This window comes from Lacticaseibacillus jixiensis, from assembly GCF_042847315.1.
Classification (GTDB): domain Bacteria; phylum Bacillota; class Bacilli; order Lactobacillales; family Lactobacillaceae; genus Lacticaseibacillus; species Lacticaseibacillus jixiensis.
In genome coordinates, this window is the sequence record NZ_BAAFPR010000005.1 from 109,405 (window position 1) to 135,801 (window position 26,397).

A 26,397-nucleotide genomic window follows, 5' to 3' on the forward strand; every position below is an offset into this window, starting at 1 on the left:
CTTATGAAAAAGGAAACCGATTGCCTCACGCAAAATCATAAAAACAGCTACCATAAGAAAGCATCTGTCGCCAAAGCCACATCGCGATTAAAGCGCAAGCGGCGATGACTGGCATCGCGGCCAACAAAGCGCTGCTCTTGATAACTGGCGGCTTGTCCGCGCACCAAATACCCCAACGCGCGGCTTGAAGCGTTCAAGATCCGCCCATCCGCATGCGAGCCGTCTTGTAAGTCGCCATATACATTCAAAATCGCCACTGCCGGGAAGTGCCGGCGTTTTAACAAGGCTTGGCGATATTGTGGCGCAAGCAAATCCGGGCGGCCGTTTGCTTCAATGCGGTTGTGGCGCGGCTGCATGTGCATGCGGGGGATACCGTCGAAGTTGCCGGCAATGCTGACCCAACGGACCACCCGCGGCAGCTCAGGCTGGCGACCGTAGCGCAACAGATACCATTCCACGGCAGTGTTGCCTAACGAATGCGCCACGATGTTGACTTGCCGCACGCCGTAACGTTGGGCCAAGCCTTGCATGACGTTGTGCAGCCACCAGCGCAATTGGCGGTAATCGACAGTGTGATTGTTCATGAAGATCACTTGCACCAGCGGCCGGTTGGCATTGGCCGGCAAGCGGCCGCGGAAGCTGACTTGGCCATCGTTGTTGACTACCGCCACCAGTGCCGGCGTGGCTTGGGCTTGCCACATGGCATCATGGATCAGCGGCAGCATTGATTGGCCATTGCCGTGGTGCCCATGCAGATAAAGTGTCACCGTTTGATGCGTACTTGCGGCGTGTACCGGCGTCGGTGCAGGCATCATCAATAGTAAACATAAACCGATCACCCATAGCCACTTGCGCATTGCATCATCTCCTCTTAGTCGGCCAAGAGTATACCATGAGCCACGATTTGTGGACTGACAACCACCGAAACTAAAAGAAAAATTATATCAAAATTGCCAAACGGTGCGGCAAGATCACAAACCAGCCGCGTCACATCAGGCTGCCAAGACGTTATAGGAATTAACTATCCTCGCATATAGGTAAAGACGATGCCTATTTCGTTGACTTGCTATTCCAATGTGGTTATGATGAGTCCAACATAAAAAAGCGATTAAAAGATGAGTAATGTGAACCCCGTTCTTAACAGAGAGTTGCCATTGGTGCAAGGCGACAAGAACGGCCACATGAAGATGGTCTTGGTTGCGCTTGGCAGGCGAATAATTAGCCTGCCATGGGTACGCCCATTACAGCGTCGCGGTCGATTTGACCGCTTGAGGCGTCATGTGTGAGCACGGCGCAAACCAAGGTGGTATCACAGCAAAGCTGTCCTTGACGCATACGCGCAAGGCCGGCTTTTTTCTTTTGATCAGGAGGAGATTATTATGACTACAACGATTATTGGATACCCGCGCATCGGTGAACATCGGGAATTGAAATTTGCCACGCAGAAGTATTTCAAGCATCAATTAACTGCCCAAGGACTGCAAGAAACCGCCAAGGGCTTGCGTGCCAAGAATTGGGCAACGATCCAAGCCGCTGGTATCGACCAGATCCCAACTGGCGATTTCAGCTTCTTTGATACAACTTTAGACACCGCTAAGCTGTTGAACATCGTGCCGAAGCGGTATCGCGATTTGGGCCTAGACGACTTGGCAGAATATTTTGCCTTAGCTCGTGGGTACCAAGGCGAAACCGGCGACGTGAAAGCTTTGCCGATGAAGAAGTGGTTCAACACCAACTATCATTACCTGACGCCTGAATTTGATGCTGACACGCATATTCAATTAGGCAATTGGCAGTTGTTTGACCAGTTTAAAGAAGCCCAAGCCCAAGGCATCAATGCCCGCCCAACTTTGGTGGGTCCATACACGTTGTTGCGCCTCAGCCGCTTCTTGGATGGGCGCAAGCCGGCAGAGTTTGTTGCTGATTTGATTGCAGCATACAGTCAAGTTTTGGCCCGCTTCAACGACTTAGGCGCCGCTTGGCTGCAAATCGATGAACCTGCCTTAGTTTATGACCAAACTGCTGAAGATCTGGCCTTGTTCAAGCAATTGTACACACCGATCTTAGCGGCCAAAGGTGCCGTGAAGGTCTTGGCCCAAACGTATTTTGGCGATGTGCGTGATTCTTATACCACACTGTTGGGTTTGGACTTTGATGGGATCGGCTTGGACTTTAACGAAGGCCGCACCGCCAACTTGAAGCTGTTGGCTGACACGCCATTTCCAGCAGACAAGACGTTATATGCTGGCGTGATCAACGGCAAGAACATTTGGAAGACCAACTACCAACAAGCCTTGGACTTGATCAAGCAGCTGCCGGATAACGCTGTGTTGTCGACTTCTACCAGTTTGTTGCATGTGCCATATACCACCCGCAACGAAACGAAAATTGCCGCTGACGAATTGCAATATCTGGCTTTTGCCGAAGAGAAGCTGCAAGAGCTTAAAGACTTAGATGCCATCCGCACCAACGGTACTGACACGCCGGCTTTCAAGCAGAATGCCGCTTTATTCGCCAAGCCGCGCTATGTTGAAAATGCGGCATTAAACGCCAAAATCGCGGCGCTTACGCCGGCTGATTACACCCGCAAGCCAGACCGCAAGACCCGCTTGCAGCTGCAAGCAGAAACTTTGAACCTGCCAGTTTTGCCAATGACCACCATCGGCTCATTCCCGCAAACTGCCGCAGTGCGCAAGAACCGCGCGCAATTGCGTAAAGGCGAAATCACCCGCGAACAATACACCGAATTCAACCACGCTGAAGAACGCCGCTGGCTCAAGATCCAAGAAGACTTGGGTTTGGACGTGTTGGTGCATGGGGAATTTGAACGCAACGACATGGTCGAATACTTCGGCGAACACCTAGAAGGCTTCCGCTTCACCGAAAACGGCTGGGTCCAGTCTTATGGTACCCGCGGCGTGAAGCCGCCAATCATCTGGGGCGACGTGTCTCGCCCGCATGCCATCACGGTGGCTGAAACCGTTTATGCACAAAGTCAAACCGATCATTTGGTCAAAGGCATGCTCACCGGGCCGGTGACGATTTTAAACTGGTCGTTCCCTCGTGCCGATGTGCCAGCTAAGTTGTCCACTGAACAAATTGCTTTGGCTTTAGCTGATGAAGTGTTGGATCTGGAGAAGAATGGCATTAAGATCATCCAAATCGACGAACCAGCCTTGCGTGAGAATTTGCCGCTGCGCAAGAAGGACTGGTACTCGCAATATCTTGATTGGGCAGTACCGGCGTTTCGCTTGACTGCCGCTAAGGTCCAACCAACGACGCAGATCCACACGCATATGTGCTATTCCGAATTTGCCGATATCATCGACGCCATCGATGCGTTGGATGCTGATGTGATCTCCTTTGAAGCATCTCGGGCAGATTTGACCTTGTTGGATGTGTTGCATGATACGCATTTTGAAACGCATGTGGGGCCTGGGGTTTATGATATCCACTCGCCGCGTGTGCCGTCTGTACAGGAAATTGTCGATGTCATTCACAAGATCTTGGCGCGGGTGCCATTGGATCACGTGTGGATCAACCCAGATTGCGGGCTCAAGACGCGTGAGGAACCTGAAACCATCGCCAGCTTGCAGAACCTGGCTGAAGCCACGCGGATCGTACGAAAGGAACTCGCCCATGAAAGTCAACCAACTGTTTAATGATCATCAAGTGATCTCCTTTGAAGTCTTTCCCCCGCGCCAATCCGCACCGTCTATTGACTTCACCCGCATTTATGGCACTATGGACGCCTTGAGCCAGCTGGAGCCGGATTTCGTGTCGGTGACTTTTGGCGCAGGTGGTTCCACGCGCCAAGCCGGGACTTTGGAAATCGCTAGTTTGATCAAAAGCGAATATGGCATCGAGCCAGTCGCCCACCTGCCAGCAGCACAGTTAACCAGTGCTGAAGTGGATCATATGCTGGATCAATTCGCCAAGCATGGCATCGAAAATATCTTGGCTTTGCGCGGTGATATTCCAAAAAGCGGCCGCGTTGCCAACGATTTCCCACATGCTAACGACTTGGTGGCCCATATCAAAAGCTATGGCGATTTTAACGTGATCGGGGCTTGTTATCCAGAGTGTCACCCGGAATCTGCCAGTGTGGCTGATGATATCGCGCATTTGAAGCTTAAAGTCGATGCTGGCGCGACGCAGTTGATTTCACAGCTGTTTTTCGATAATCAGTTCTTCTATGATTTTGTGGCCAATTGCCGCGCCGCTGGTATCACGGTGCCAATCGAAGCCGGGATCATGCCAGTGTTGAACCAGCGCCAGATCCAGCGCATGGCCAAAATGGGCGGGGTAAGCTTGCCGAAGAAGTTCACCGAGATGATGGCGCATTATGATGGCAATCCGATCGCCATGCGCGATGCCGGCATCGCTTACGCCGTTGATCAAATCGTGGACTTGTTGGTGCATGGCGTTGATGGCATTCATGTGTACACCATGGATAATCCAACGGTTGCCGCCCGCATTGTGCAAGCCACCCGCAGCTTGGTGCGCGCGTAAATTATAAGGACCTGTGAAAACCCGTAGCACGGATTTCACAGGTCCTTATTTGTATCCCAGAGCGGAGCAGCCCCGCACTTAGCCGCAAGTATCACGCCGCAATGCCGCAGCGGCGCCGCTTCGGCGCGCGGGGCAAGCGGCGGCGCTCCTTCGATATTTGAAGCAGGATATTGGGCAGTATGATGCACGAATTTTGACAGGCCAGTTTTTTGGTTGAATGGCAATTCCAGTCAAAGCGGCCTGATTAATGAGCCGAACATCATGATTAGACGACAACACAGTAAGATGCCTTGATATTTCGACGAATGTGGGCGAAGTCTGCGCCACATCTTGAGTTGTGCACAATGTTTCACGTGAAACATCATATACAGGGTAATTTATATGCCGAACGATTGGCGGCTGCGCTTTAGCTTTGACTGCGTTCGGCAAAGCAGCGGGCGATGAAGGTCAGCGTGTCGTCGAAGACATCCGGCAAATACGCGGTGCCATGGCGGCTGCCGGCCAGCATCCGCGTGAAATGAGGGATGCTGTGGGCGTTTAGGGCTGCCGACAATTGGGTGACGCCGCTGGCAGGGACGAATTCTTCCAGTGAATTGGCCAGATACATCGGGCCGCTGTGGCTGCTGACGTGCTTGGCTGGGGTGGCCGGCGTGTAGTCGGCGCGATCCGGCAGGTAGTTGGTGAGAAACCACTTATAGAAGCGGTCGTCGTTGCCACTTTGGTTGACAGTTTCTGAAGCGGCTTGGTCGTTGGCATCAGCGTGGCCTTTGCGCGCTGCCAAGTCTTGGTGGGCGTCAAGCCAATCGTCAATGGTTAAGATGCCAGACAAACTGACAGCGGGCATCCCGTATTTCAGCGCCAATTCCACGGCCAAGTTACCGCCAGCACTAGCGCCAACAGCTGCGATATGGCGGAAGTCAAAAGGCAGCTCGCGGCGCTTGACCCAATCGCACAGCCGCGCCATGTCTTCCAGCGGGGCCGGGTAAGGATCTTTTGGCGCCAGCCGGTAATTGGGGACAATGGCGAAATACCCTTCCGCGGCTAATTGCGTGGCCCAACCGGCGACTTTGGCCTTGTCGCCTTGAAACCAGCCGCCGCCATGGATCACGATCACGCCGCCTTTGGCCACGCCGCGGGTCGGGTAGAGGTCTAAAGCTAACTCGTGCGGATCATCATAGTAGACGTTTTGAATCACATTAGTTGCCATGCTATCCCTCCTATTAGTGATTACACTCCGCCTTAAGCATAAGCGCGAGCAGGGCAGAATGGCAAATTTTTGACATGACAGGTACAATAATGGCGAGGTGAGACCCATATGGAACAACGAATCGCATTGATGGCAGATATTCACGGCAACGTCGGCGCCTTCACCGCAGTGTTGGCAGATGCCAAACAACAACACGTCACCGCCCATTGGTTTCTTGGCGACTTATTCTTGCCTGGCCCTGGGGCTAAGGACTTGTTGGCAACATTAACGACGCTGAAACCGCAAGTGTGGCTGCGCGGCAATTGGGAAGACGCGGTGCTGGCGATGCTGCGCGGCGATTTTCCATTGGCGGATCCTGGCGCGATTTATTTGGCGACGTTATCGGCATATTTGAAAGACCACACCCAACCAGACATTGCCCAATTGTTGGCCAGCCATCCAATCGTGCAGGTGCAAACTGTCAACGGTGTGCGCATTCAAGCCACCCACAACTTGCCTGATCAAGACGAAGGCCGCAGTTTATATCCGGCCCAGCCGCAGGTGAATTTCGAGGAATTGGTGGGCGCAGATATCGATATCGCCGTATATGGCCATACCCATCAACAAGTGATGCGCACCACGCAAGCCGGTCAGTTGATCATTAATCCCGGCGCGGTGGGCCAGCCGTATAGTTTGTGGCCGCGCTTCTTTGCCGATCAGCGGGCGCATTACGCGATTTTGACCGTGGATGACGCTGGCCGGGTGCAGGTGGATTTTCGCAAAGTTGAATATGATCGCGCCCAAGAAATCGCCTTGGCTGGCAAAAAACACCTGCCATACCTTGACCAATACGCCTTTTTGCGCGAAAGTGGGAACACCATCACCCATGATCAAGCGCTGTTGCGGCAAGTCAACGCTGCTCATGATTATGTCAACAAGGTGGCGGCCTATTATCATAAAACGCATTAAACGGGAGGCTTCATGATGAAAATTGCCAATATCAATGCAGTACCACATTTGATCCAAGCTGATCATACCGCGCAAGCAATTACCAACTTCACGTCGGTAGTTGCCGCCGCCAATGCTGGCGCCAAAGCTTGGCAGCTTGGGCCCAAGCAATCTTATACCGATGCACAGCTGCAAGCGCCAGTACCGCGGCCAAGTCAAGTCTTTGCCATTGGCATGAACTTTGCGGCCCATTCGCAAGAAATCAACTTGGCTTTGCCTAAGACCCCAAGTATCTTTACCAAATTCCCCAGCGCCATCACTGGCCCCAGCGCGCACATTCACCGCCACGGTCCGCGCACTGATTGGGAAACGGAGTTGGTGGCAGTGATCGGCGTTGGCGGCCGTGATATCTCGGAAGCTGAAGCCGATGCGCATATTGCCGGCTATATGGTTGGTGAAGACTTATCAGATCGTGATGTGCAATTTGCCAATGACCCGGCGCAGTTCTCATTGGGTAAGTCGTTTGCCAATTTTGCACCGATCGGGCCTTGGCTGACGACGCCAGACGAAGCCGGCGAATTAGGCAAACTTGAAATCACCACCACCGTTGATCAGCAGGTGATGCAGCATGCGCCACTAAGCCAAATGGTGTTTACCCCGCAAGCCTTGATCGCGTATTTGTCAACGATTGTGGCGCTGCAGCCAGGGGATTTGGTATTCACCGGCACCCCAGTGGGTACTGGGGTCGGCCATCAGCCGCCGATTTTCTTGCAAGCTGGCGATCGGCTGATTGGTGAAATCACCGGGTTGGGCCGGCTTGAATTAACGATAGACGATTAAATTATGAAAAACCGTTGACAGAATTATTAGAACTTGTTAATATTACCTCATACTTAATTCACAGGAGGTTGCGATCATGATGAATTCTAATGCTAATTCAGTTAAATCGATTCGTATTGCAGCCTTGTTGTTGAGCACTGTCGTGTTGAGATAGTCGGTGCCCAACTTTTTGAAGCTGGTCACCGACTGATACGGTGGCTAGCCGACAACAATTCGACTAGCTTTGATCGTTGATCAAAACTGGCCGAATTTTTTTGTTTCGCGAAAGGGGAAAAATTAAGATGACTCATCAAATTGCCATTCTACCCGGAGATTACATCGGACCGGAGATCATGCAGGCGGCGTTAGCGGTGTTGGCGCATGCGGCAAAGCAGTTCGACTTTACATATACGACCACGGAATACCCCTTTGGCGGTGCCGCCATTGATGCCGTTGGCGAACCGTTGCCGCAAAGCACCATTGACGGGGCCAAAGCCGCTGATGCGATTTTGCTGGCAGCGATTGGCGGACCGAAGTGGGACGCCGCGCCGAAGCGTCCGGAAGCCGGGTTGTTGGCGATTCGCCAAGCCTTGCAGCTGTACGCCAACATCCGGCCCACTAAGGTCGCCGAATCGCAAATCGATGCCAGTCCGGTGAAGGCTGATATCGTCCGCGGCACGGATTTCGTGATTGCTCGCGAATTGACCTCCGGCGCATATTTTGGCAAACCGCGGGAATTAGCAGAAGATCACGCGATCGATACCATGTATTATTCACAAGCCGAAGTCGAGCGGATCATGATCACCGGCTTTGAGCTTGCCGAAAAGCGTAAGCACCATGTCACCATCGTTGATAAATCCAACGTCTTGGCCACGTCGAAGTTCTGGCGGAAGACAGCCGAACGCATTGCCCAGCGTTTCCCAAAAGTGACTGTCGACTACCGTTACATCGATGCGACCACCATGGCGATTTTGACGCAGCCAACGGCTTTTGATGTGATCATCACCGCCAACTTGTTCGGCGACATCTTATCTGATGAAGCGGCGCAAATCACCGGCTCGATCGGCACCATTCCGTCAATGTCAGCTGGGGCCAGCGGACCGAACTTGTACGAACCGATCCACGGTTCAGCCCCAGACATCGCCGGCAAGGGCATCGCTAATCCCATTGCGATGATCAAGTCGGTGGCGATGATGCTGCAATATTCCTTTGACCGCCAAGACATGGCCGAAGCCATCGAAGCCGCGTGTGATCAAGTGATCGCTTCAGGCACCACCACCCCAGATCTCGGTGGTCAAGCCACCACCACTGAAGTCACGCAAGCAATCATCGCTGCGCTGTCGTAACTCGCATTTATATCGAAAGAAGGCAATTCTTATGACCACCATGTTTGACAAGCTTTGGCAAGATCACGTTGTTGCAGGCAAACCAGGCGAACCTCAGCTGTTATATATCGATTTGCAATTGATCCATGAAGTCACTTCCCCACAGGCTTTTGAAGGCTTGCGGATGAACCACCGCACTGTGCGGCGGCCGGATCTGACCTTTGGGACGATGGATCACGATGTGCCAACGGAGAACATTTTCAACATTCAAGACACCATTGCCAAGGCCCAAATCGACACGTTGGAGAAGAACTGCAAGGAATTCGGCATCACGCTAGCTAAGATCGGCGATTCGCGCCAAGGCATCGTCCATGTGGTTGGCCCGGAACGCGGCTTGACCCAACCTGGCAAAACCATTGTCTGCGGCGATTCACATACCTCAACTCATGGGGCGTTTGGAGCGTTGGCCTTTGGGATCGGCACTTCAGAAATCGAACATGTGATGGCCACGCAAACGATTTGGCAAACTAAGCCCAAAGCCATGGGTGTGCATGTTACCGGCAAGCTGCCGCATAATGTTTTTGCCAAAGACATCATCATGGGCCTGATTGGCAAATACGGCGTGTCATTCGGTCAAGGTTATGCGATGGAATTCTTCGGCGACACGATTTCTGAGATGTCCATGGAAGGGCGCATGACGATTTGCAACATGTGTATCGAAGGCGGCTCCAAAACCGGCATGGTCGCCCCTGATGCTAAGACTTACGATTATGTGGCTGGCCGCGAATATGCGCCAAAAGACATGGCTAAAGCCATCAACTATTGGAAGAAGTATAAAACCGATGACATCAGCGACTATGACAAAGTGATCGAATTTGATGTGTCGACTTTGGCGCCGATGATCACTTGGGGTACCAATCCAGGTATGGCCACTTCTGTGCAGAAGCCGCTGCCAGAAGCCGAAGATGCTAACGACCAGAAAGCCTATGACTACATTGGTTTACGTCCTGGCATGAAAGCCGAAGACATTCCGTTGGATTACGTCTTCATCGGTTCTTGCACCAACGGCCGTTATGAAGATTTGAAGAAAGCAGCCGAGTTCATGAAAGGCAAGCACATTGCGCCTAACATCACGGCATGGGTCGTGCCAGGTTCGCGTGCTGTGCGCAACCGGTGCATGGAAGAAGGCATCGCCCAAACCTTCATTGATGCCGGGTGTGAATGGCGCGAACCAGGCTGTTCCGCTTGCTTGGCGATGAACCCAGACAAGATCCCTGCCGGCAAGCATTGTGCCTCGACTTCCAACCGCAACTTCGAAGGCCGTCAAGGCGCCGGCGCCCGCACCCACTTAGCCAGCCCGGCGATGGTTGCAGCCGCAGCTGTGGCCGGCCACTTCGTTGATATCTCTAAGCAAACCGTTACCGCTTAATAGGAGGAATTCCATCATGGAAGCATTCACCGTTGAAACCAGCAAAGCTATCGTGATCCCCAATGACGATATCGACACTGACATCTTGATCCCGAAGCAATTCTTGAAGAACATCTTGCGCACCGGCTTTGGTATCAGCGCCTTTTACGATTGGCGCTATAACGAAGACGGCAGTAAGAAAATGGACTTCCCGCTTAACCAGCCAGAACACCAAGGCGCCACGATCTTGATCACTGGCAACAATTTCGGTTGCGGCTCCAGTCGTGAACACGCGGTGTGGGCCTTGACAGATTACGGCTTTCGCGCCGTGATCGCCGGCGGATTCTCGGATATCTTCTTCATGAACGCCACCAAGAACGGCTTGCTGCCGATCATCTTGCCAGAAGCCGACCGCGCCATTTTGCGTCAATGCCAAGCCGATGAAGAAGTGACTATCGACTTAGCTGCCCAAACCGTTAACTTCCGCGATCACAAGTTCCATTTTGACATCAACGCCACTTGGAAAGAGAAATTCCTCAAAGGTCAAGACGATATCAGCTTAACGGAACAATATGAAGACCAGATCAAAGCTTATGAAGCCAAGCGGCCGGTATTCAATTAACCCTTTTATATAGAAGCAAAATGCATACGTACCACCCAAGCCCCGCAATATTGAATAAGGAGAGATTCGAATGGAAATTACTCAAACAGATATGTCGATCGACAAACGCATGAACTACGGGAAAGAATCTTCCTTGTTCTATAAGGTATTTGGCTTAGCCAGTGCGGGGATGTTCCTCGACGCCGCAGATGTGTATATGGCCAGCGCAATTAACACCCAAATCGTTTCTGAGAAGTTCGCCACGACTATGCAAAGCTCATATTTTCTCTCAGCCGGGTTCTTAGGGCTGTTTATCGGCGCCATTATTTCCGGCTACATCGGCGATTTCTACGGCCGCAAGCGCTCGTATCAAATCAACTTGTTTATCTTTGGCATCTTTACGATGATCGCCGCGCTTTCGCCGAACATCTACTTCTTGATGGGCTGCCGCTTCATTGCCGCCATTGGCTTAGGCGCTGAAATCGTCACCGGTTATGCGGTGGTTAATGAATTTGCGCCAGTGCAGCGGCGTGGGCACTGGACTGGGATGACCAGCCTGATCGGCAACACCGCCGCCCCAATTACTTTAGTCATTGCCAGCTTCATGATCGCCCATTTTGGCTGGCGCTCGATGTTTATCCTGGTGGGCTTCGTGGCGTTGATCTTATGGGTGGCGCGGCATAATTTTCCAGAATCGCCGCGCTGGCTGATGACCCAAGGCCGTGAAGCAGAAGCCAATGCCATTGTTGAAGAAATGAATCAACGCGGTTACTATGATGTCCCAGATGTTGCCCCAGAAGAACGCGTTTCGAAAACCAGCTTTATGCGCGGCGTCATCGTCGCTTCGGTCGCCGTTTCTGCAGTATGTTTATGCCAATACACCTTCACCACTTGGGTACCGACGCTGCTGGTGCGCAGCGGCCATTCCGTAGTCGGTTCCATCGGCTTCTCGGCGATCATGATGTTAGGCGCTCCAGTCGGCGGCTTTATCGGCACCATGACTGTTGATCATGCCGGCCGCAAGAAGATGATCGTCGGCAGCTTCATCGCCGCTGCGATCCTGGGGGTCATGTATGCGCATGAAACCACCAACCTGGGGATCTTAATCAATGGCTTTGCGATCACCATCACGTTCTACATCTTAATGGCAGTTGCCGTTTCGGTATACAACAACGAATTATTCGACACCGAACACCGTTTCCGCGGGGCCGGCATTGCTCATGGCATCTCTAAAGCGCTAAACGCCTTAATGCCAACGGCGGTGGCTTTTGCCATCAGCCAAGTTTCAGCCAACTACATTTATTACGCTATTGCGGTATTAGCTGTTATCGCTGCGGCAGTAGTTGGCTTCTTCGGTCCGGAAACGGCTCGCAAAGAGATCCGTTAGCTTCAACGAAAAAACAAAATATTTTATCAGCCATGATCGCGTCGTTTGCAATAAGCGGCGCGTTTTTGAATGCTGACGCGGCGTACAAGGTACCGGTTACAATAAATTTACGTATATAACGGGCGTCTGATGGCTATTTGAATATTTTTAATTAGACTTTGCTAATGCCCACGTGCTACAATTTGGTCAAAAGTGTTCATGTGAAAGGATGGCTATAGATGAAAATTGTTGTAATTGGTGCCACGCATGCCGGAACGTTTGCAACGCAACAGATCCTGACCGACCACCCGGATTATGAAGTGGTGGTGTATGAACGAAACGATACCTTGTCGTTCTTGTCTTGCGGGATCGCCTTGTGGGTCGGCGACCATGTGTCAGATCCAAACAAGATGTTCTACTCTTCGCCAGATGCCTTAGCAGAACTTGGCGCAACCATGAAGATGCGCCATGAAGTGACCAGCATCGATGTTGATTCGCGTACCGTGGCAGTCAAAGATCTGCAAACCGGCGCAGAATTCACCGACAGTTATGACAAGCTGGTGTTCACACCAGGTTCTAAAGCTGTCCACCCGCCGATTCCTGGCATCGATAATCCGAATCTCTACCATTGTAAAGATTACAATGATGCCAAGCGCCTGCGCGCGCAAGTTGGCGACATTGATTCGGCGATCGTCATTGGCGCCGGTTATATCGGTGCAGAAATTGCCGAACAGTTTGCTTTGAATGGCAAGCAGGTGACTTTGATCGATGCTTTTGATCGTGTGTTGGCGAAGAATTTTGACGCAGAAATCACCGATCGTGTGGCCCAAGACTATGTGGACCATGGCACAACGCTGGCGTTAGGGGAGAAAGTTGTTGGTTTCTCCGGCGACGACAAGATCACCGTCACCACAGATAAAGGCGAATATACTGCCGATATCGCAGTGTTGGCGATTGGCTTTGTGCCGCGCACCGACTTGTTGACTGGCCAAGTGGACATGCTGCCTAATGGCGCGGTGATCACCGACGAGTATATGCGCAGCTCCCGGCCGGAGATTTTTGCGGCAGGGGATTCAGCAGCGGTGCACTATAACCCAACCGGCAAAGACGACTACATTCCACTGGCCACCAATGCGGTGCGCCAAGGGATGCTGGTCGGCAAGAACATCGCCCAACCCACTGAAGCTTATCTTGGCACGCAAGCCACCAGCGCAGTGGAACTATTCGATCATGCCATTGCCGCTTCTGGGTTGACGGTAGCCGGCGGCGCAGCGCGCGGCTTGACGTTAGAAAGTGTGTCGATTGAAGAGAACTATCGCCCAGAATTCATGTTGACCACCACACCTGTATTGGCTTCTCTGGTATGGGATCCGCAAACTCGCGAAGTCAAAGGCGGGGCTTTCTATTCGGCGCATGATGTAACGATGTCGGCTAACGTGATCTCCATGGCGATCCAAACGCATATGACGATCGATCAATTGGCGATGGTAGATACGTTCTTCCAGCCCAACTTCGATCAGCCGATCAACTGGGTCAACAAAGTGGCCATGGCTGCTGTGGCCAAGCAACAAGAATTCGTGCATTAACCAAAACTGCTTAACAAAAAAAGCGTGTGACGATTGCAGTCGTCACACGCTTTTTTGTTGAGGTCAGCTGCGATCAGGATCGCGCATCCAAGCCAAGGCGATAGCTTTCTCGCCGATGTGGGTGGTGATTGCCGGGCCAAAGAAGGAGCGTTCAATGGTCAAATCAGGAAACTGCTGCTTGAGACTTTCATGCCAGCGCTTGGCCGCTGGTTCATCGCCAGCGTCGATCACCCAGGCTTTTAACGGGTAGTCTGCATCAGCCACGGCTTTGGCGAAAAGCTCTTCCACGCGGGAGTAGGCGCGATTTAAGGTGCGGATCTTCTCAAACACCACGATCTTATGGGTTTCGTCAAACGTCAATAAGGGTTTGATGTGCAGCATGCTGCCTAACATCCCGGCGGTATTGGACAAGCGGCCGCCGCGCACCAAATGCATTAAGTCGTTGACGATGAAGTATTCATCCATCGAAGCGCGCAATTGATCGAGCCGGGCGATAATCTCGTCTAAACTGGCACCGGCTTGGGCCATTTGGCCGGCAGTCAGCACCATTTGACCCATTAAGATCACGGTGATTTGCGAATCATATACGACTGCGTGGACGCCAGGGATCTCTGGTGCGGCGGCAGAAACCGTGGAATTAATGCCGGAGATGGTTTTAGATAAGTAGATATTAAGCACCGTGTCAAAGCCTGCTTGCCGCAGTTCTTCATGCGTGGCCAAAACATCAGCCAAGCGTGGTTGCGAGGTGTGCGGGAAGTCGCTGGCAGCGCGCATTTTGGCGTAGAATTCTGCCGGGGTGATGTCGACGCCTTCATTGAAGGTCTCGCCGCCAACAACCAGCGGGGTGGTGACAATGCGGATCGGTAACCCAGCGATTTGTTCAGGGGTGAGATAGGCAGTACTATCAGTGACAATGGCGATCTTGCTCATGGATACCCAACTTTCTTCTAACGTGGCGATGAAGTCTTCTCCATGTTAACAAATTCACCCAAAAAAACAATCAATGAATAACGATCCACTCAAAAAGCCGCCAGGAATCGGCGGCATGTCACATCTTAATCAACGATTGTGGCGTTCAATGCAGACTTGAAGTGGTTAAGGGCCCATTCCTGGCCGCCAGGATTGAAAGTGGCGACAGCCTGTTCGTGGATCACCATCGGGTAGTTCAAGTTGTATGCGTCAACGGCGGTGTGCAAGACGCAAATATCCGAGCATACACCGACCAAATGCAACTCAGTCACATGACGCTCGCGCAGCCATAAGTCCAATGGCGTACCGGCGAAGCTGGAATAGCGCGTCTTGTCGAATAACTGTACATGAGCGTCGCCTTGGTGGGCAGCATACCATTCGCCTACCTCGCCATATAACTCGCGTCCCCAAGTACCGCGCTGGTTATGCGGTGGGAAGAGCTTGGTTTCAGGATGGTATGGATCGTTGGCGGTATGCACATCAGTCGGCAGATATACAAAGTTACCACTTAATAGGAAATCTTGCGCAAGGGCGGCGATGTTGGCATCAAGGGCTTGGGCAGGCGCACCCGCGGTCAATGCGCCGTCAGCTGCGACGAAATCGTTGGTGTAATCGATGATCAATAAGGCTTTAGGCATGAGTTATTCCTCCTTGGAGTCGTCAGTGAGCCAATGGGTTAATGATTTAGCTGCCTGATGAAGCTTGCTCTCACGATACTGCCGGACCAAGCGCTTGTCAAGACAATGCGAAAAGGCCCATCGAGCTGGCGGTGCATGGCTGCCTGGCCAGCTGCAAGCATTGGCATGGCGGCGTTGGTTGTGAAATTAATTCAGAAAACTCTTGCCTTGGTCAATGAGTTTTTGTATACTAGTCAAGTGCTGTGTAATCCCGATTGGGTTATTCTGCACTTTTGGTTCAATGCGAACCAAGGTAGCGAGGATGTGAGAGGTTGCGACACGCCCGGCCGCTTTGCCACGGCAGCGCGTCGGGAATTCCCACGGAGCTAGTCTACTAAATGATAATGGACGAAGGAGGTACCACAATGGCAAAACAAAAGATCCGTATCCGCCTTAAGGCATACGAACACCGGATTCTTGATCAATCCGCAGATAAGATCGTTGACACTGCAAAGCGCACCGGCGCTACTATTTCAGGTCCGATCCCGCTGCCAACTGAACGCACCCTTTACACGGTGTTACGTTCCCCACATAAATACAAGGATTCGCGTGAACAATTCGAAATGCGCACGCATAAGCGTTTGATCGACATTGTTAACCCAACCCCTAAGACAGTTGATGCTTTAATGAAGCTCGACTTGCCAAGCGGCGTTGATATCGAAATCAAGTTATAATTCTAAAGAATTGGAGGTGTACCCATGGCACGTAAAGGAATCTTAGGTAAGAAAATTGGCATGACGCAAGTCTTCACCGATAACGGCGAACTCGTTCCCGTTACTGTGATCGACGTAACGCCTAACGTTGTCTTGCAAGTCAAGACCGTTGAATCAGACGGTTACGAAGCAGTTCAACTGGGCTACGGCGACAAACGTGAAGTGCTTAGCAACAAGCCAAGCGTTGGTCACGCCAAGAAGGCTGACACAACCCCTAAGCGCTTCATTAAGGAAATCCGTGATGTAGCGCTTAGCGAATACGAAGTAGGCAAAGAAGTCAAAGCTGACGAATTTGCAGCAGGCGACATCGTGGATGTCACCGGTACTTCCAAAGGTCACGGTTACCAAGGTAACATCAAGAAAGATGGTCAGTCTCGCGGTCCTATGGCCCACGGTTCTCGTTACCATCGTCGTCCAGGTTCTCTTGGCGCCATCATCAACAAGGTGTTCAAGGGCAAGAAATTACCTGGCCGAATGGGTAACCATACCCGCACCATGCAGAACTTAACGGTTGTTTCCACTGACTTGGCCAACAACGTCATCTTGATCAAAGGTAACGTTCCAGGCGCTAACAAGTCTAACGTGATCATCCGTTCCGCCGTTAAGGCAGCTAAGTAATACGAAGGGAGGAAAATAACTAATGGCTAACGTTACTTTATTTAAGCAAGATGGTTCAGAGAATGGCACTGTTGAATTAAACGATGCGATCTGGGCAATCGAACCGAACGACAACGTCGTCTTTGACGCAGTGATCATGCAACGCGCTTCCCTTCGTCAAGGTACTAGCAAGGTTAAGAACCGTCACGAAGTTTCTGGTGGCGGTCGCAAGCCTTGGCGTCAAAAGGGTACTGGCCGGGCCCGTCAGGGTTCTATCCGCAGCCCGCAATGGCGTGGCGGTGGTATCGTCTTTGGCCCACATCCGCGTTCATATTCTTACACTATCAACAAGAAGGTTCGTCGCTTGGCAATCAAGTCCGTCCTTTCTCAGAAGGTGTTAGATGACGCTTTGGTCGTCGTTGATGCATTAGCATTCGACCAACCAAAGACCAAGGCATTTGCAGCAGCTTTATCCGCACTCAATGTCAACGAGAAGGCTTTGGTAGTCCTCGAAGATGGCAATGATAACGCCGCATTAGCAGCTCGCAACCTGCCGAACGTCAAGGTCGTTGCCGCAGATGGGATCAACGTTTTGGATGTGGTCAACCACACCAAATTGATCTTGACCCAATCTGCGCTCCAAAAGATTGAGGAGGCGCTCGCATAATGGAAGCACGCGATATCATTTTACGCCCGATCGTGACTGAACAATCGATGGCTGACATGGACAACAAGAAGTACACCTTCGAAGTTGCTCTGCATACCGAAAAAGGTGCGGTTCGCCGCGCTGTCGAAGAAATCTTCGACGTTAAGGTAGCCAACGTCAACATCGCCAACGTTCGCGGCAAGAAGAAGCGCCAAGGTAACTTCGTGGGTTTCACCCGCAAGCGTCGTAAGGCGATCGTTACTTTGACTGCTGATTCCAAAGAAATCAAGTTATTCGAAGACTAGTTCCAGAAATTCACTTATAGGAGGTTATACAATTGGCGATTATCAAGTACAAGCCAACGACGAACGGTCGCCGGAACATGTCCGGCTCCGACTTCGCCGAAATCACCAAGAAGCGTCCTGAAAAGACTCTTCTGGAAGATCAAAGTCATACCGCCGGCCGTAACAGCTACGGCCACATCACCGTTCGTCATCGTGGCGGCGGTCACAAGCAACATTACCGTGTGATCGACTTCAAGCGTCAAAAAGACGACATCGTGGCAAAGGTCGTTGCGATCGAATACGATCCTAACCGGACTGCCAACATCGCATTGTTGCATTACGAAGATGGGATCAAGTCCTACATCTTAGCACCTAAGGGTCTTAAGGTTGGCGACACGATCGTTTCTGGTGAAGAAACTGATATCAAAGTCGGTAACGCTTTGCCATTAAAGAACATCCCTGATGGGACAACGATCCATAACATCGAATTGAAGCCTGGCAAAGGCGGCCAATTGGCTCGCTCCGCCGGTGCTTACGCCCAGCTGTTAGGTAAGAACGATGATGGCAAGTACGTCACAGTTCGCTTGGCTTCTGGCGAAGTTCGTATGATCTTGGCTGTTAACCGTGCAACCATCGGTGCTGTTGGTAACGAACAACACGAACTGATCAGTATTGGTAAAGCCGGCCGCAAGCGCTGGTTGGGCTTCCGGCCAACGGTCCGTGGTTCTGTCATGAACCCTAACGATCACCCGCATGGTGGTGGTGAAGGTAAGGCACCTATCGGCCGTCCATCTCCATTATCTCCATGGGGTAAGAAGACGCTTGGTAAGAAGACTCGTAGTCATCGCGCTAAGTCCGAGAAGTTCATTGTTCGTCATCGTAAGACGAAGTAAACACGTCTGAATCACACCGAATAAAGGAGGTTCCATAATGGGTCGCAGTCTTAAAAAAGGACCTTTCGCCGACGCTCATCTGATGAAGAAGATCGACGCGCAGGCAGATAGCGAAAAGAAGCAAGTCATCAAGACTTGGTCTCGCCGTTCCACCATTTTCCCTAGTTTCATCGGTTACACCATCGCCGTTTATGATGGTCGCAAACATGTCCCAGTCTTCATTTCTGAAGATATGGTTGGTCACAAGTTAGGCGAATTCGTGCCTACTCGGACTTTCCGTGGACACGCTACTGACGATAAGAAAACCAAGGCTCGCTAGAAAGGAGCGCAATCAATATGGCTGAAACAATTACTTCTGCTAAAGCCACGGCTAAGACCGTGCGGATCGCTGCTCGTAAGGCCCGCCTGGTCGTTGACCTTATCCGCGGCCGCGACGTTGCGGAAGCTTTAGCAATCCTCGAATTCACTCCTCGCGGTGCTTCACCGATCGTTGAGAAGGTCTTGAAGTCTGCTATTGCTAATGCAGAGCACAATTTCGACTTAGATGCACAAAACCTCTTCGTAAGTGAAGCTTACGTTAACGAAGGCCCAACCCTCAAGCGGTTCCGTCCTCGTGCCAAAGGTAGTGCATCGCCAATCAATAAACGGACCAGCCACGTTACCGTGGTCGTTTCCGAAAAAGAAGCTTAAGGAGGGATAACGCGTGGGTCAGAAGATTAATCCTAAAGGTTTCCGTGTTGGCGTCATTCGCGATTGGGAATCCAAGTGGTATGCTGAAAAAGATTTTGCCACCTTCCTGCACGAAGACATCAAGATCCGGGAATTCATTAACAAGAAGCTTGCGGACGCATCTGTTTCGACCATCGAAATCGAACGTGCCGCAAACCGCGTCAACATCTCCATTCATACCGCAAAGCCAGGGATGGTTATCGGTAAGGGTGGCGCTGAAGTTGAAAGCTTGCGCAAGCAGCTCAACGATTTGACAGGCCGTAAAGTCCACATCAACATCGTCGAGATCAAGAAGCCTGACTTAGATGCACATCTGGTCGGCGAAAGCATTGCGCAACAACTTGAACAGCGTGTTGCGTTCCGTCGTGCGATGAAGCAAGCCATGCAACGTACCATGCGTGCCGGTGCCAAGGGTATCAAGACCCAAGCTGCTGGTCGCTTGAACGGTGCTGATATTGCCCGTCGCGAACATTACACTGAAGGCACTGTGCCGTTGCATACGCTGCGCGCCGATGTCGACTATGCTTGGGAAGAAGCAACCACGACTTATGGCCAGATCGGGATCAAGACCTGGATCAACCGTGGCGAAATCCTGCCAGACAAGCCGAACCATTCTACGAAGGGAGGCAAATAATCAATGCTAGTACCTAAGCGTGTTAAGCACCGTCGCGAATTCCGTGGGAAGATGCGCGGTGCTGCTAAAGGTGGCAAGAAAGTCAGCTTTGGCGAATATGGTCTGCAAGCCTTAGAATCCTCCTGGATCTCTAACCGTCAGATCGAAGCTGCCCGTGTTGCAATCACCCGTTACATGAAGCGTGGTGGGAGAGTTTGGATCCGCATTTTCCCACAAAAGTCATACACCTCCAAAGGTGTCGGCGTACGTATGGGTAATGGTAAAGGTGCACCAGACGGCTGGGTTGCTGTTGTTAAACGTGAGAAAGTGATGTTCGAAGTTGCCGGGGTACCGGAAGAAGTTGCCCGTGAAGCACTGCGTCTGGCCTCGAACAAACTCCCTGTTCGCACTAAGATCATTACGTCTCAGGAAGTAGGTGGGCAATCAAATGAAGGCTAAAGAAATTACCGCGTTGACCGCTGCTGAAATGCTTGATAAAGAAAAGCAGTATAAAGAAGAACTCTTCAACCTGCGTTTCCAACAAGCTACCGGCCAACTTGAAAATACCGCCCGCTTGAAGCAAGTACGCAAGAACATTGCGCGCATCAAGACGGTCCTTCGTCAGGCTCAAGACAACAAATAACGGAAAGGAGACATACCATTGGCTGAACGCAATTCTCGTAAAGTCTATCAAGGTACCGTGGTTTCTGACAAGATGGACAAGACCATTACTGTCGAAGTTTCCACGACCAAAACACACCCTGTTTATGGCAAGCGTGTTAAGTATTCGAAGCGTTACTACGCACATGATGAAGACAACACTGCGCAAACTGGCGACGTTGTCCGCATTATGGAAACTCGTCCAATGTCCCGCAACAAACGTTTCCGTTTATTAAACGTTGTCGAAAAGGCTGTTCGTATCTAATAAATCGAAGTGTGAAAGGAGGACCTACCCGTGATTCAACAAGAAAGTCGTCTTAAAGTGGCCGACAACTCTGGCGCCCGCGAATTACTGGTGATCAAGGTGCTTGGCGGTTCTTTCCGCAAGACCGGGAACATCGGTGACGTTGTGGTCGCAACTGTCAAACAAGCTACACCAGGTGGCGTTGTCAAACTGCATGATGTTGTGAAGGCTGTCATCGTCCGTACCAAGTCCGGTGCGCGTCGTACAGATGGTTCTTACATCAAGTTTGATGAGAATGCTGCTGTGATCATCAACGCCGACAAGAGCCCTAAAGGCACTCGTATCTTTGGCCCCGTTGCACGCGAACTGCGTGACGGTGACTTCATGAAGATCGTGTCTTTGGCGCCTGAAGTTCTGTAAGAGGAGGTGCAAGCATGAAAATCAAGACTGGTGATAAGGTACGTGTTATGCGTGGTAAAGACGCTGGCAAAGAAGGTACCGTAACCAAAGTGCTTCTCAAAGCGGACAAAGTGATCGTCGAAGGCGTGAACGTTGTCAAGAAGCATCAGAAGCCAAACAATGCCAACCCTCAAGGCGGCATCGTGGACGTTGAAGCAGCTATCCACGTTTCTAACGTGATGCTGCTCGATCCAGAATCCAACAAGCCAAGCCGTACCGGCGTAGAAATCAAGGACGGCAAAAAAGTGCGCATCGCCAAGAAGTCCGGCGCCGCACTCGAAAAATAACGAAGGGAGGACAATACTGCAATGACGAACCGTTTACAAGAACGCTACACTAAGGAAATCGCCCCTAGCTTGATCGAGAAGTTCAGCTACAAGTCTTCCATGCAAGCACCTAAGGTCGAAAAGATCGTGCTGAACATGGGCGTCGGCGATGCAACGCAAAACGCCAAGAACCTTGACGAAGCCGTTGAAGAACTGAAGCTGATTTCTGGCCAACAACCATTGATCACTAAGGCTAAGAAGTCCATCGCGAACTTCCGCTTACGTGAAGGTATGCCGATCGGTGCCAAGGTCACACTGCGTGGTGAACGCATGTATGATTTCTTGGACAAGCTGATCAATGTCTCCCTGCCTCGTGTCCGTGACTTCCACGGTATCTCCGCTAAGTCCTTCGATGGCCGCGGTAACTACACGTTAGGCGTTAAGGAACAACTGATCTTCCCAGAAGTGGATTACGATAAGGTAAACCACGTCCGCGGCTTAGACGTTGTCATCGTAACGACTGCCAACACTGATGAAGAAGCTCTCGAATTGCTTACGCAAGTCGGGATGCCATTCGCTAAATAAGGGAGGGACACACTTGGCTAAGAAGTCAATGATCGTGAAGAACAACCGGCCTGCAAAGTTCGCAGTGCAAGAATATACACGCTGCCAACGTTGTGGCCGTCCACATTCCGTTTATCGTAAATTCAAGCTCTGCCGGATTTGCCTTCGTGAATTAGCCCATGCCGGCCAAATTCCTGGTATGCGCAAGGCTAGCTGGTAAACAACACCCAGTCAAAGGAGGTTAAATCAATGGTCCTGACCGATCCAATCGCAGATTACTTGACCCGGATCCGTAACGCCAACATGGTGCGTCACGAATCCCTGGTCGTTCCTGCATCTAAGATGAAAAAAGACATTTCGGAGATCCTTAAGGTTGAAGGCTTCATCCGTGACTACGAAGTCATTGAAGACGACAAGCAAGGCATCATCCGCATCTTCCTGAAGTATGGGAAGAACAACGAACGCGTCATTTCTGGTTTGAAGCGTATCTCCAAGCCAGGCTTGCGTTCATACGTGAAGTCTGCTGACGTGCCAAAGGTCTTAAACGGCCTTGGCATCGCCATCATCTCCACATCTGAAGGGGTTCTTACCGATAAGGATGCCCGTGCTAAAAACGTCGGCGGCGAAGTACTCGCCTACGTTTGGTAATACCCTAATAAGGAGGAACACACCTTGAGTCGTATTGGTAATAAAGTTATCACCGTACCTGCTGGCGTCGAAGTCAAGCAAGATGGCGACAACATCACCGTTAAGGGGCCTAAGGGCGAATTAACTCGCACTTTCGTTCCAGAAATCAAGATGAGTCAAGAAGGCAGTGAAATTTCTTTCACCCGTCCTGATGACTCTTACAAGGCTTTGCATGGTACTATGCGTGCCAACTTGAACAACATGATCGTTGGGGTAAGCGAAGGCTTCTCCAAGAAGTTGAAGTTGGTCGGTGTTGGTTACCGTGCTCAAAAGCAAGGCGAAAAGCTGGTCTTAAACGTTGGCTACTCCCATCCCGTTGAGATGGAAGCACCAGCCGGTGTGACCTTCGAAGTGCCTAGCAACACTGAGATCAACATCAGCGGTATCTCCAAGCAAGTTGTTGGCCAATTCGCTGCTGTTGTCCGTGCCGTTCGTGCCCCAGAGCCTTACAAAGGCAAAGGTATTCGTTACGTCGATGAAGTTGTTCGTCGTAAGGAAGGTAAGACCGGTAAGTAATCGTTCCTAACTCAATCTAAGAGGTGAATATTGTGATTTCAAAGCCAGATAAGAACAAAACTCGGCAACGTCGTCACGCACGCGTCCGGGGTAAGATCTCTGGTACGAGCGAGCGCCCACGCTTGAACATTTTCCGTTCCAACACAAACATCTACGCGCAATTAATTGATGACGTAGCGGGTGTGACGCTAGCAAGTGCCTCCAGTCTTGATAAGGAAGTATCCGGTTCTACTAAGACCGAACAAGCTGCTTCCGTCGGTGCATTGGTTGCCCAACGTGCAGTTGCAGCCGGTCATAAAGTTGTGGTCTTTGACCGTGGTGGTTATCTCTATCATGGTCGCGTGCAGGCTTTAGCTGAAGCTGCCCGCGAAAACGGCCTCGAATTCTAATCAAAGGAGGATAACCTACACATGGCATCATACATTGATCCAACCCAATTGGACTTAGAAGACCGCGTTGTTGCGATCAACCGGGTCACCAAAGTTGTCAAGGGTGGTCGTCGTCTGCGTTTTGCAGCCATCGCCATCGTTGGTGACAAGCACGGCAATGTCGGCTTCGGTACCGGTAAGGCGCAAGAAGTGCCTGAAGCGATCCGTAAGGCTGTCGACGACGCTAAGAAGAACTTGATCGCAGTGCCTATCGTTGGCACTACCATCCCGCACGAAGTGATCGGTCACTTCGGTGCAGGTAAGGTCTTGCTCAAGCCTGCTGTTGAAGGTTCCGGGGTCGCTGCCGGCGGCGCCGTTCGTGCCGTTATGGAACTTGCTGGTATCACCGATGTTACTTCCAAGTCCCTTGGCCGTAACACCCCTATCAACATGATCCGTGCGACGATGGAAGGCCTCAAGCAATTGAAGACTGTCCAAGATGTCGCTGAACTGCGCGGTGTTTCTGCTGCGCATTTACAAGACTAGGAGGAAGCATACAATGGCTCAATTAAAAATCACGTTGACCCGTAGTGCTGCACACCGCCTGCCTAAGCAACGTAAGATCGTCAAGGAACTCGGCTTAGGCCGTGTTTCCAGCTCCGTTATCAAGCCTGATAACGCCGCGACTCGCGGTGCGATCTTCCAGATCTCGCATCTGGTATCCGTAGAAGAAATCAACGACTAAAATTTTTCGAACAAGGAGGTGCCCAAAGCATGAAGTTGCATGAATTAAAAGCCCCAGAAGGCTCCCGTCAACACGGCAAGCGTCTTGGTCGCGGTACTTCCAGCGGTCAAGGTAAGACTGCTGGTAAAGGCCAAAAAGGCCAATTGGCTCGCCAAGGCGGTAAAACGCGTCTCGGCTTCGAAGGTGGCCAAATGCCATTGTTCCGTCGTATGCCTAAGCGCGGTTTCAACAACATCAACCGCAAAGTATACGCGGTGGTCAACGTCTCTGACCTGAACCGTTTTGAAGACGGTGCCGAGATCTCCAACACCACGTTGGTAGAAGCAGGTTTGGTCAAGAACGAAAAAGACGGCATCAAGTTGCTGGCTAATGGCTCGCTGGACAAGAAGCTCACTGTTAAAGTGGACAAAGCTTCTGCAGCAGCCAAGGCAGCAGTTGAAGCTGCAGGCGGTTCTGTAGAGGTGATCTAATGCTGAAAACCCTCAAAAACGCGCTCAAGGTCAAAGAAATCCGCAATAAGATCCTTTTTACCTTAGGCGTTTTGCTGGTTTATCGGTTAGGTGCACAGATTTCGGTTCCGGGTGTTGATGCCAAGTCTTTGACTGACATCAGCGCGACCGGCCTGATCCCATTGCTGGATACAGTCAGTGGGGGCGGGTTGTCGAACTACTCGATTTTCTCGATGGGGGTTTCACCATACATCACGGCTCAGATCGTTATCCAATTGCTCCAAATGGATATCGTGCCAAAGTTTGTTGAATGGAGCAAACAAGGGGAAGTCGGGCGGCGCAAGCTGAATCAAGTGACGCGTTACTTGACCATCTTTCTCGGATTCTTCCAAGCCATTGGGATCACGGCTGGTTTCCAGCAGTTGTCTTCATTAGGCTTGGTCAAGAATCCCACGATGCAGACTTATATTACGATCGGGATCATCTTGACCGGTGGTACCATGCTGCTGACTTGGATGGGTGAGCAGATCACAGACAAAGGGATCGGTAATGGCGTGTCCATGATCATCTTTGCTGGGATCATTGCCCGTTTACCAGACGGCGTGAAATCACTAGTCAATGACAACATCATCAACACCGATAACATCGCCATGGGGATCGCATTCCTGGTTGCGCTGGTTATCATCTTGATCTTAGTTGTCACCTTCGTCACATGGGTTCAGCAAGCGAACCGCAAGATCCCGATTCAATACACTCGGCGCGTGACTGCCGCCGGCAACAATTCCTACTTGCCGTTGAAGGTCAACGTCGCTGGGGTTATCCCGGTGATCTTCGCCAGTTCGTTCATCGTGACACCGCAAACGATCTTAATGGCTTTCCAGAAGAATTACGCTGACGCCACTTGGTATCAAGTGATGACCAACGTCTTCAGTATGCAAAAGCCGATCGGGATCGCGGTGTACACCTTGCTGATCGTTGTCTTCACCTTCTTCTACGCCTTTGTTCAGGTCAACCCCGAGAAAGTCGCAGAGAACTTGACCAAACAAGGGAGTTACATCCCAGGGGTTTGGCCAGGCAAAGAAACTGAGAAGTATCTTTCCAGCTTATTGATGCGCTTGTCGACTGTCGGGGCTTTGTTCCTCGGCGTGATCGCCTTGCTGCCACAATTGGCTTCGACGCTTTGGGGCTTGCCTCAATCCATCGGCTTAGGCGGCACCAGCTTATTGATCGTCGTCATGACGGCCATCGAGTTGGTTCGCCAACTCAACGGGCTCTTGATGAAGCGCGAATACGTTGGCTTCATCCAAGGGGACTTGATCAAAGACTAACAGAGCGGAGGGTCGCGCATTTAGCCGCGAGTGAAAGACGGGATGACGTTTGGGCGGTTTAGGCCTAAGCGGCGTCACGACTTTCACGCTGTGGCGTTGCGACCCGCAGCTCGACTAACAGAGCGGAGACTCGCGGGTTTTGCGGGTCGGCTAGCCTAGCAATCGGACTTGGGGCTGGGTTTTGCCCCGAGTTCGGTTGCGTCGCTAGCCGCACTCGCATTGCGAGTTGCAGCTCGACT

At 51.5% G+C, this 26,397-nt stretch carries 35 protein-coding genes and 1 other annotated feature; of the genes, 31 read left to right on the plus strand and 4 right to left on the minus strand.

Annotated elements, in window-relative coordinates:
• Nucleotides 1-47: 47 nt before the first annotated feature.
• Nucleotides 48-857, minus strand: coding sequence for an alpha/beta hydrolase (locus tag ACGG90_RS04670; protein WP_390406473.1), 810 nt, complete (start codon nucleotides 855-857; stop codon nucleotides 48-50).
• Nucleotides 858-1,098: 241 nt separating this feature from the next.
• Nucleotides 1,099-1,331: a binding site (T-box leader), on the plus strand.
• A gap of 48 nt (nucleotides 1,332-1,379) precedes the next feature.
• Between ACGG90_RS04670 and metE the strand changes: the two genes are divergently transcribed.
• A complete protein-coding gene (gene metE / locus ACGG90_RS04675) occupies nucleotides 1,380-3,662 on the plus strand; it encodes a 5-methyltetrahydropteroyltriglutamate--homocysteine S-methyltransferase (protein WP_390406476.1) in 2,283 nt (760 codons plus the stop codon).
• A complete protein-coding gene (metF, locus tag ACGG90_RS04680) occupies nucleotides 3,640-4,512 on the plus strand; it encodes a methylenetetrahydrofolate reductase [NAD(P)H] (RefSeq protein ID WP_390406479.1) in 873 nt (290 codons plus the stop codon). Before metE ends, metF begins: the two co-directional genes overlap by 23 nt.
• Before the next feature lie 406 nt (nucleotides 4,513-4,918).
• Here the strand turns inward: metF and ACGG90_RS04685 are convergent, their stop codons facing one another.
• Nucleotides 4,919-5,719 carry an alpha/beta hydrolase gene (locus tag ACGG90_RS04685; RefSeq protein WP_390406481.1) on the minus strand — a complete coding sequence of 267 codons (801 nt, stop codon included), beginning with the start codon at nucleotides 5,717-5,719 and terminating at the stop codon, nucleotides 4,919-4,921.
• Nucleotides 5,720-5,827: 108 nt separating this feature from the next.
• Here ACGG90_RS04685 and ACGG90_RS04690 point away from each other — a divergent pair, with 108 nt between their 5' ends.
• The 7 genes from ACGG90_RS04690 (at nucleotide 5,828) to ACGG90_RS04720 (ending at nucleotide 13,751) form a co-directional block, all read left to right on the plus strand.
• The gene (locus ACGG90_RS04690) at nucleotides 5,828-6,667 is read left to right on the plus strand and encodes a metallophosphoesterase family protein (RefSeq protein ID WP_390406483.1); all 840 of its coding nucleotides are present in this window, start codon (nucleotides 5,828-5,830) and stop codon (nucleotides 6,665-6,667) included.
• A 15-nt stretch (nucleotides 6,668-6,682) separates the two neighbouring features.
• Nucleotides 6,683-7,486, plus strand: a complete 804-nt coding sequence (locus ACGG90_RS04695) for a fumarylacetoacetate hydrolase family protein (RefSeq protein ID WP_390406486.1) — start codon at nucleotides 6,683-6,685, stop codon at nucleotides 7,484-7,486.
• A 281-nt stretch (nucleotides 7,487-7,767) separates the two neighbouring features.
• Complete coding sequence (leuB, locus tag ACGG90_RS04700) at nucleotides 7,768-8,811, plus strand: 3-isopropylmalate dehydrogenase (protein WP_390406487.1); 1,044 nt, start codon at nucleotides 7,768-7,770, stop codon at nucleotides 8,809-8,811.
• Between the two features lie 31 nt (nucleotides 8,812-8,842).
• Entirely contained in the window at nucleotides 8,843-10,219 is a 1,377-nt protein-coding gene (gene leuC, locus ACGG90_RS04705) for a 3-isopropylmalate dehydratase large subunit (protein ID WP_390406489.1), read from the plus strand.
• Nucleotides 10,220-10,235: 16 nt separating this feature from the next.
• Complete coding sequence (gene leuD / locus ACGG90_RS04710; protein WP_390406490.1) at nucleotides 10,236-10,820, plus strand: 3-isopropylmalate dehydratase small subunit; 585 nt, start codon at nucleotides 10,236-10,238, stop codon at nucleotides 10,818-10,820.
• 70 nt (nucleotides 10,821-10,890) lie between these two features.
• A complete protein-coding gene (locus tag ACGG90_RS04715) occupies nucleotides 10,891-12,186 on the plus strand; it encodes an MFS transporter (protein WP_390406493.1) in 1,296 nt (431 codons plus the stop codon).
• Between the two features lie 218 nt (nucleotides 12,187-12,404).
• Nucleotides 12,405-13,751: an FAD-dependent oxidoreductase gene (locus tag ACGG90_RS04720; RefSeq protein ID WP_390406496.1), complete on the plus strand. Its 1,347-nt coding sequence runs from the start codon at nucleotides 12,405-12,407 to the stop codon at nucleotides 13,749-13,751.
• A gap of 63 nt (nucleotides 13,752-13,814) precedes the next feature.
• On the opposite strand, the gene ACGG90_RS04725 is transcribed toward ACGG90_RS04720, so the two are convergent.
• Nucleotides 13,815-14,681, minus strand: coding sequence for a DegV family protein (locus ACGG90_RS04725; RefSeq protein ID WP_390406499.1), 867 nt, complete (start codon nucleotides 14,679-14,681; stop codon nucleotides 13,815-13,817).
• Nucleotides 14,682-14,806: 125 nt separating this feature from the next.
• Complete coding sequence (locus ACGG90_RS04730; RefSeq protein ID WP_390406501.1) at nucleotides 14,807-15,358, minus strand: cysteine hydrolase family protein; 552 nt, start codon at nucleotides 15,356-15,358, stop codon at nucleotides 14,807-14,809.
• 404 nt (nucleotides 15,359-15,762) lie between these two features.
• Between ACGG90_RS04730 and rpsJ the strand changes: the two genes are divergently transcribed.
• From rpsJ to secY, 22 genes are read left to right on the plus strand one after another with little or no spacing between them, the layout of a single operon-like run.
• Nucleotides 15,763-16,071 carry a 30S ribosomal protein S10 gene (gene rpsJ / locus ACGG90_RS04735; protein WP_057894786.1) on the plus strand — a complete coding sequence of 103 codons (309 nt, stop codon included), beginning with the start codon at nucleotides 15,763-15,765 and terminating at the stop codon, nucleotides 16,069-16,071.
• A gap of 24 nt (nucleotides 16,072-16,095) precedes the next feature.
• Nucleotides 16,096-16,728, plus strand: coding sequence for a 50S ribosomal protein L3 (rplC, locus tag ACGG90_RS04740; RefSeq protein WP_390406504.1), 633 nt, complete (start codon nucleotides 16,096-16,098; stop codon nucleotides 16,726-16,728).
• 22 nt (nucleotides 16,729-16,750) lie between these two features.
• Nucleotides 16,751-17,374 carry a 50S ribosomal protein L4 gene (gene rplD, locus ACGG90_RS04745; protein WP_390406506.1) on the plus strand — a complete coding sequence of 208 codons (624 nt, stop codon included), beginning with the start codon at nucleotides 16,751-16,753 and terminating at the stop codon, nucleotides 17,372-17,374.
• Nucleotides 17,374-17,658, plus strand: coding sequence for a 50S ribosomal protein L23 (gene rplW, locus ACGG90_RS04750; protein WP_390406508.1), 285 nt, complete (start codon nucleotides 17,374-17,376; stop codon nucleotides 17,656-17,658). Before rplD ends, rplW begins: the two co-directional genes overlap by 1 nt.
• A 32-nt stretch (nucleotides 17,659-17,690) precedes the next feature.
• Nucleotides 17,691-18,530: a 50S ribosomal protein L2 gene (rplB, locus tag ACGG90_RS04755; protein WP_390406511.1), complete on the plus strand. Its 840-nt coding sequence runs from the start codon at nucleotides 17,691-17,693 to the stop codon at nucleotides 18,528-18,530.
• 37 nt (nucleotides 18,531-18,567) lie between these two features.
• Complete coding sequence (gene rpsS / locus ACGG90_RS04760; protein ID WP_390406514.1) at nucleotides 18,568-18,849, plus strand: 30S ribosomal protein S19; 282 nt, start codon at nucleotides 18,568-18,570, stop codon at nucleotides 18,847-18,849.
• Between the two features lie 17 nt (nucleotides 18,850-18,866).
• Nucleotides 18,867-19,220: a 50S ribosomal protein L22 gene (gene rplV / locus ACGG90_RS04765; protein WP_390406517.1), complete on the plus strand. Its 354-nt coding sequence runs from the start codon at nucleotides 18,867-18,869 to the stop codon at nucleotides 19,218-19,220.
• A 13-nt stretch (nucleotides 19,221-19,233) separates the two neighbouring features.
• Nucleotides 19,234-19,893: a 30S ribosomal protein S3 gene (rpsC, locus tag ACGG90_RS04770; RefSeq protein WP_390406520.1), complete on the plus strand. Its 660-nt coding sequence runs from the start codon at nucleotides 19,234-19,236 to the stop codon at nucleotides 19,891-19,893.
• Nucleotides 19,894-19,896: 3 nt separating this feature from the next.
• Entirely contained in the window at nucleotides 19,897-20,331 is a 435-nt protein-coding gene (gene rplP / locus ACGG90_RS04775) for a 50S ribosomal protein L16 (RefSeq protein ID WP_390406522.1), read from the plus strand.
• Entirely contained in the window at nucleotides 20,321-20,515 is a 195-nt protein-coding gene (gene rpmC / locus ACGG90_RS04780) for a 50S ribosomal protein L29 (RefSeq protein ID WP_390406525.1), read from the plus strand. Before rplP ends, rpmC begins: the two co-directional genes overlap by 11 nt.
• Nucleotides 20,516-20,533: 18 nt before the next feature.
• Nucleotides 20,534-20,797: a 30S ribosomal protein S17 gene (gene rpsQ / locus ACGG90_RS04785; protein WP_390406528.1), complete on the plus strand. Its 264-nt coding sequence runs from the start codon at nucleotides 20,534-20,536 to the stop codon at nucleotides 20,795-20,797.
• Nucleotides 20,798-20,827: 30 nt separating this feature from the next.
• Nucleotides 20,828-21,196, plus strand: a complete 369-nt coding sequence (gene rplN / locus ACGG90_RS04790) for a 50S ribosomal protein L14 (RefSeq protein WP_125752962.1) — start codon at nucleotides 20,828-20,830, stop codon at nucleotides 21,194-21,196.
• A 14-nt stretch (nucleotides 21,197-21,210) separates the two neighbouring features.
• The gene (rplX, locus tag ACGG90_RS04795; RefSeq protein ID WP_390406530.1) at nucleotides 21,211-21,522 is read left to right on the plus strand and encodes a 50S ribosomal protein L24; all 312 of its coding nucleotides are present in this window, start codon (nucleotides 21,211-21,213) and stop codon (nucleotides 21,520-21,522) included.
• 21 nt (nucleotides 21,523-21,543) lie between these two features.
• The gene (gene rplE / locus ACGG90_RS04800; protein WP_125752956.1) at nucleotides 21,544-22,086 is read left to right on the plus strand and encodes a 50S ribosomal protein L5; all 543 of its coding nucleotides are present in this window, start codon (nucleotides 21,544-21,546) and stop codon (nucleotides 22,084-22,086) included.
• Between the two features lie 13 nt (nucleotides 22,087-22,099).
• Nucleotides 22,100-22,285, plus strand: a complete 186-nt coding sequence (locus tag ACGG90_RS04805; protein WP_054717680.1) for a type Z 30S ribosomal protein S14 — start codon at nucleotides 22,100-22,102, stop codon at nucleotides 22,283-22,285.
• 29 nt (nucleotides 22,286-22,314) lie between these two features.
• Nucleotides 22,315-22,713, plus strand: coding sequence for a 30S ribosomal protein S8 (gene rpsH / locus ACGG90_RS04810; protein ID WP_390406533.1), 399 nt, complete (start codon nucleotides 22,315-22,317; stop codon nucleotides 22,711-22,713).
• Between the two features lie 24 nt (nucleotides 22,714-22,737).
• The gene (rplF, locus tag ACGG90_RS04815; protein ID WP_390406535.1) at nucleotides 22,738-23,268 is read left to right on the plus strand and encodes a 50S ribosomal protein L6; all 531 of its coding nucleotides are present in this window, start codon (nucleotides 22,738-22,740) and stop codon (nucleotides 23,266-23,268) included.
• 23 nt (nucleotides 23,269-23,291) lie between these two features.
• Nucleotides 23,292-23,657, plus strand: a complete 366-nt coding sequence (gene rplR / locus ACGG90_RS04820) for a 50S ribosomal protein L18 (RefSeq protein ID WP_390406538.1) — start codon at nucleotides 23,292-23,294, stop codon at nucleotides 23,655-23,657.
• A 21-nt stretch (nucleotides 23,658-23,678) separates the two neighbouring features.
• The gene (rpsE, locus tag ACGG90_RS04825) at nucleotides 23,679-24,182 is read left to right on the plus strand and encodes a 30S ribosomal protein S5 (protein WP_390406540.1); all 504 of its coding nucleotides are present in this window, start codon (nucleotides 23,679-23,681) and stop codon (nucleotides 24,180-24,182) included.
• A 13-nt stretch (nucleotides 24,183-24,195) separates the two neighbouring features.
• Complete coding sequence (rpmD, locus tag ACGG90_RS04830) at nucleotides 24,196-24,381, plus strand: 50S ribosomal protein L30 (protein ID WP_390406543.1); 186 nt, start codon at nucleotides 24,196-24,198, stop codon at nucleotides 24,379-24,381.
• 29 nt (nucleotides 24,382-24,410) lie between these two features.
• Nucleotides 24,411-24,851: a 50S ribosomal protein L15 gene (rplO, locus tag ACGG90_RS04835; protein WP_390406546.1), complete on the plus strand. Its 441-nt coding sequence runs from the start codon at nucleotides 24,411-24,413 to the stop codon at nucleotides 24,849-24,851.
• Complete coding sequence (gene secY, locus ACGG90_RS04840) at nucleotides 24,851-26,158, plus strand: preprotein translocase subunit SecY (RefSeq protein ID WP_390406548.1); 1,308 nt, start codon at nucleotides 24,851-24,853, stop codon at nucleotides 26,156-26,158. The genes rplO and secY overlap by 1 nt, the downstream gene beginning before the upstream one ends.
• Nucleotides 26,159-26,397: the final 239 nt, after the last annotated feature.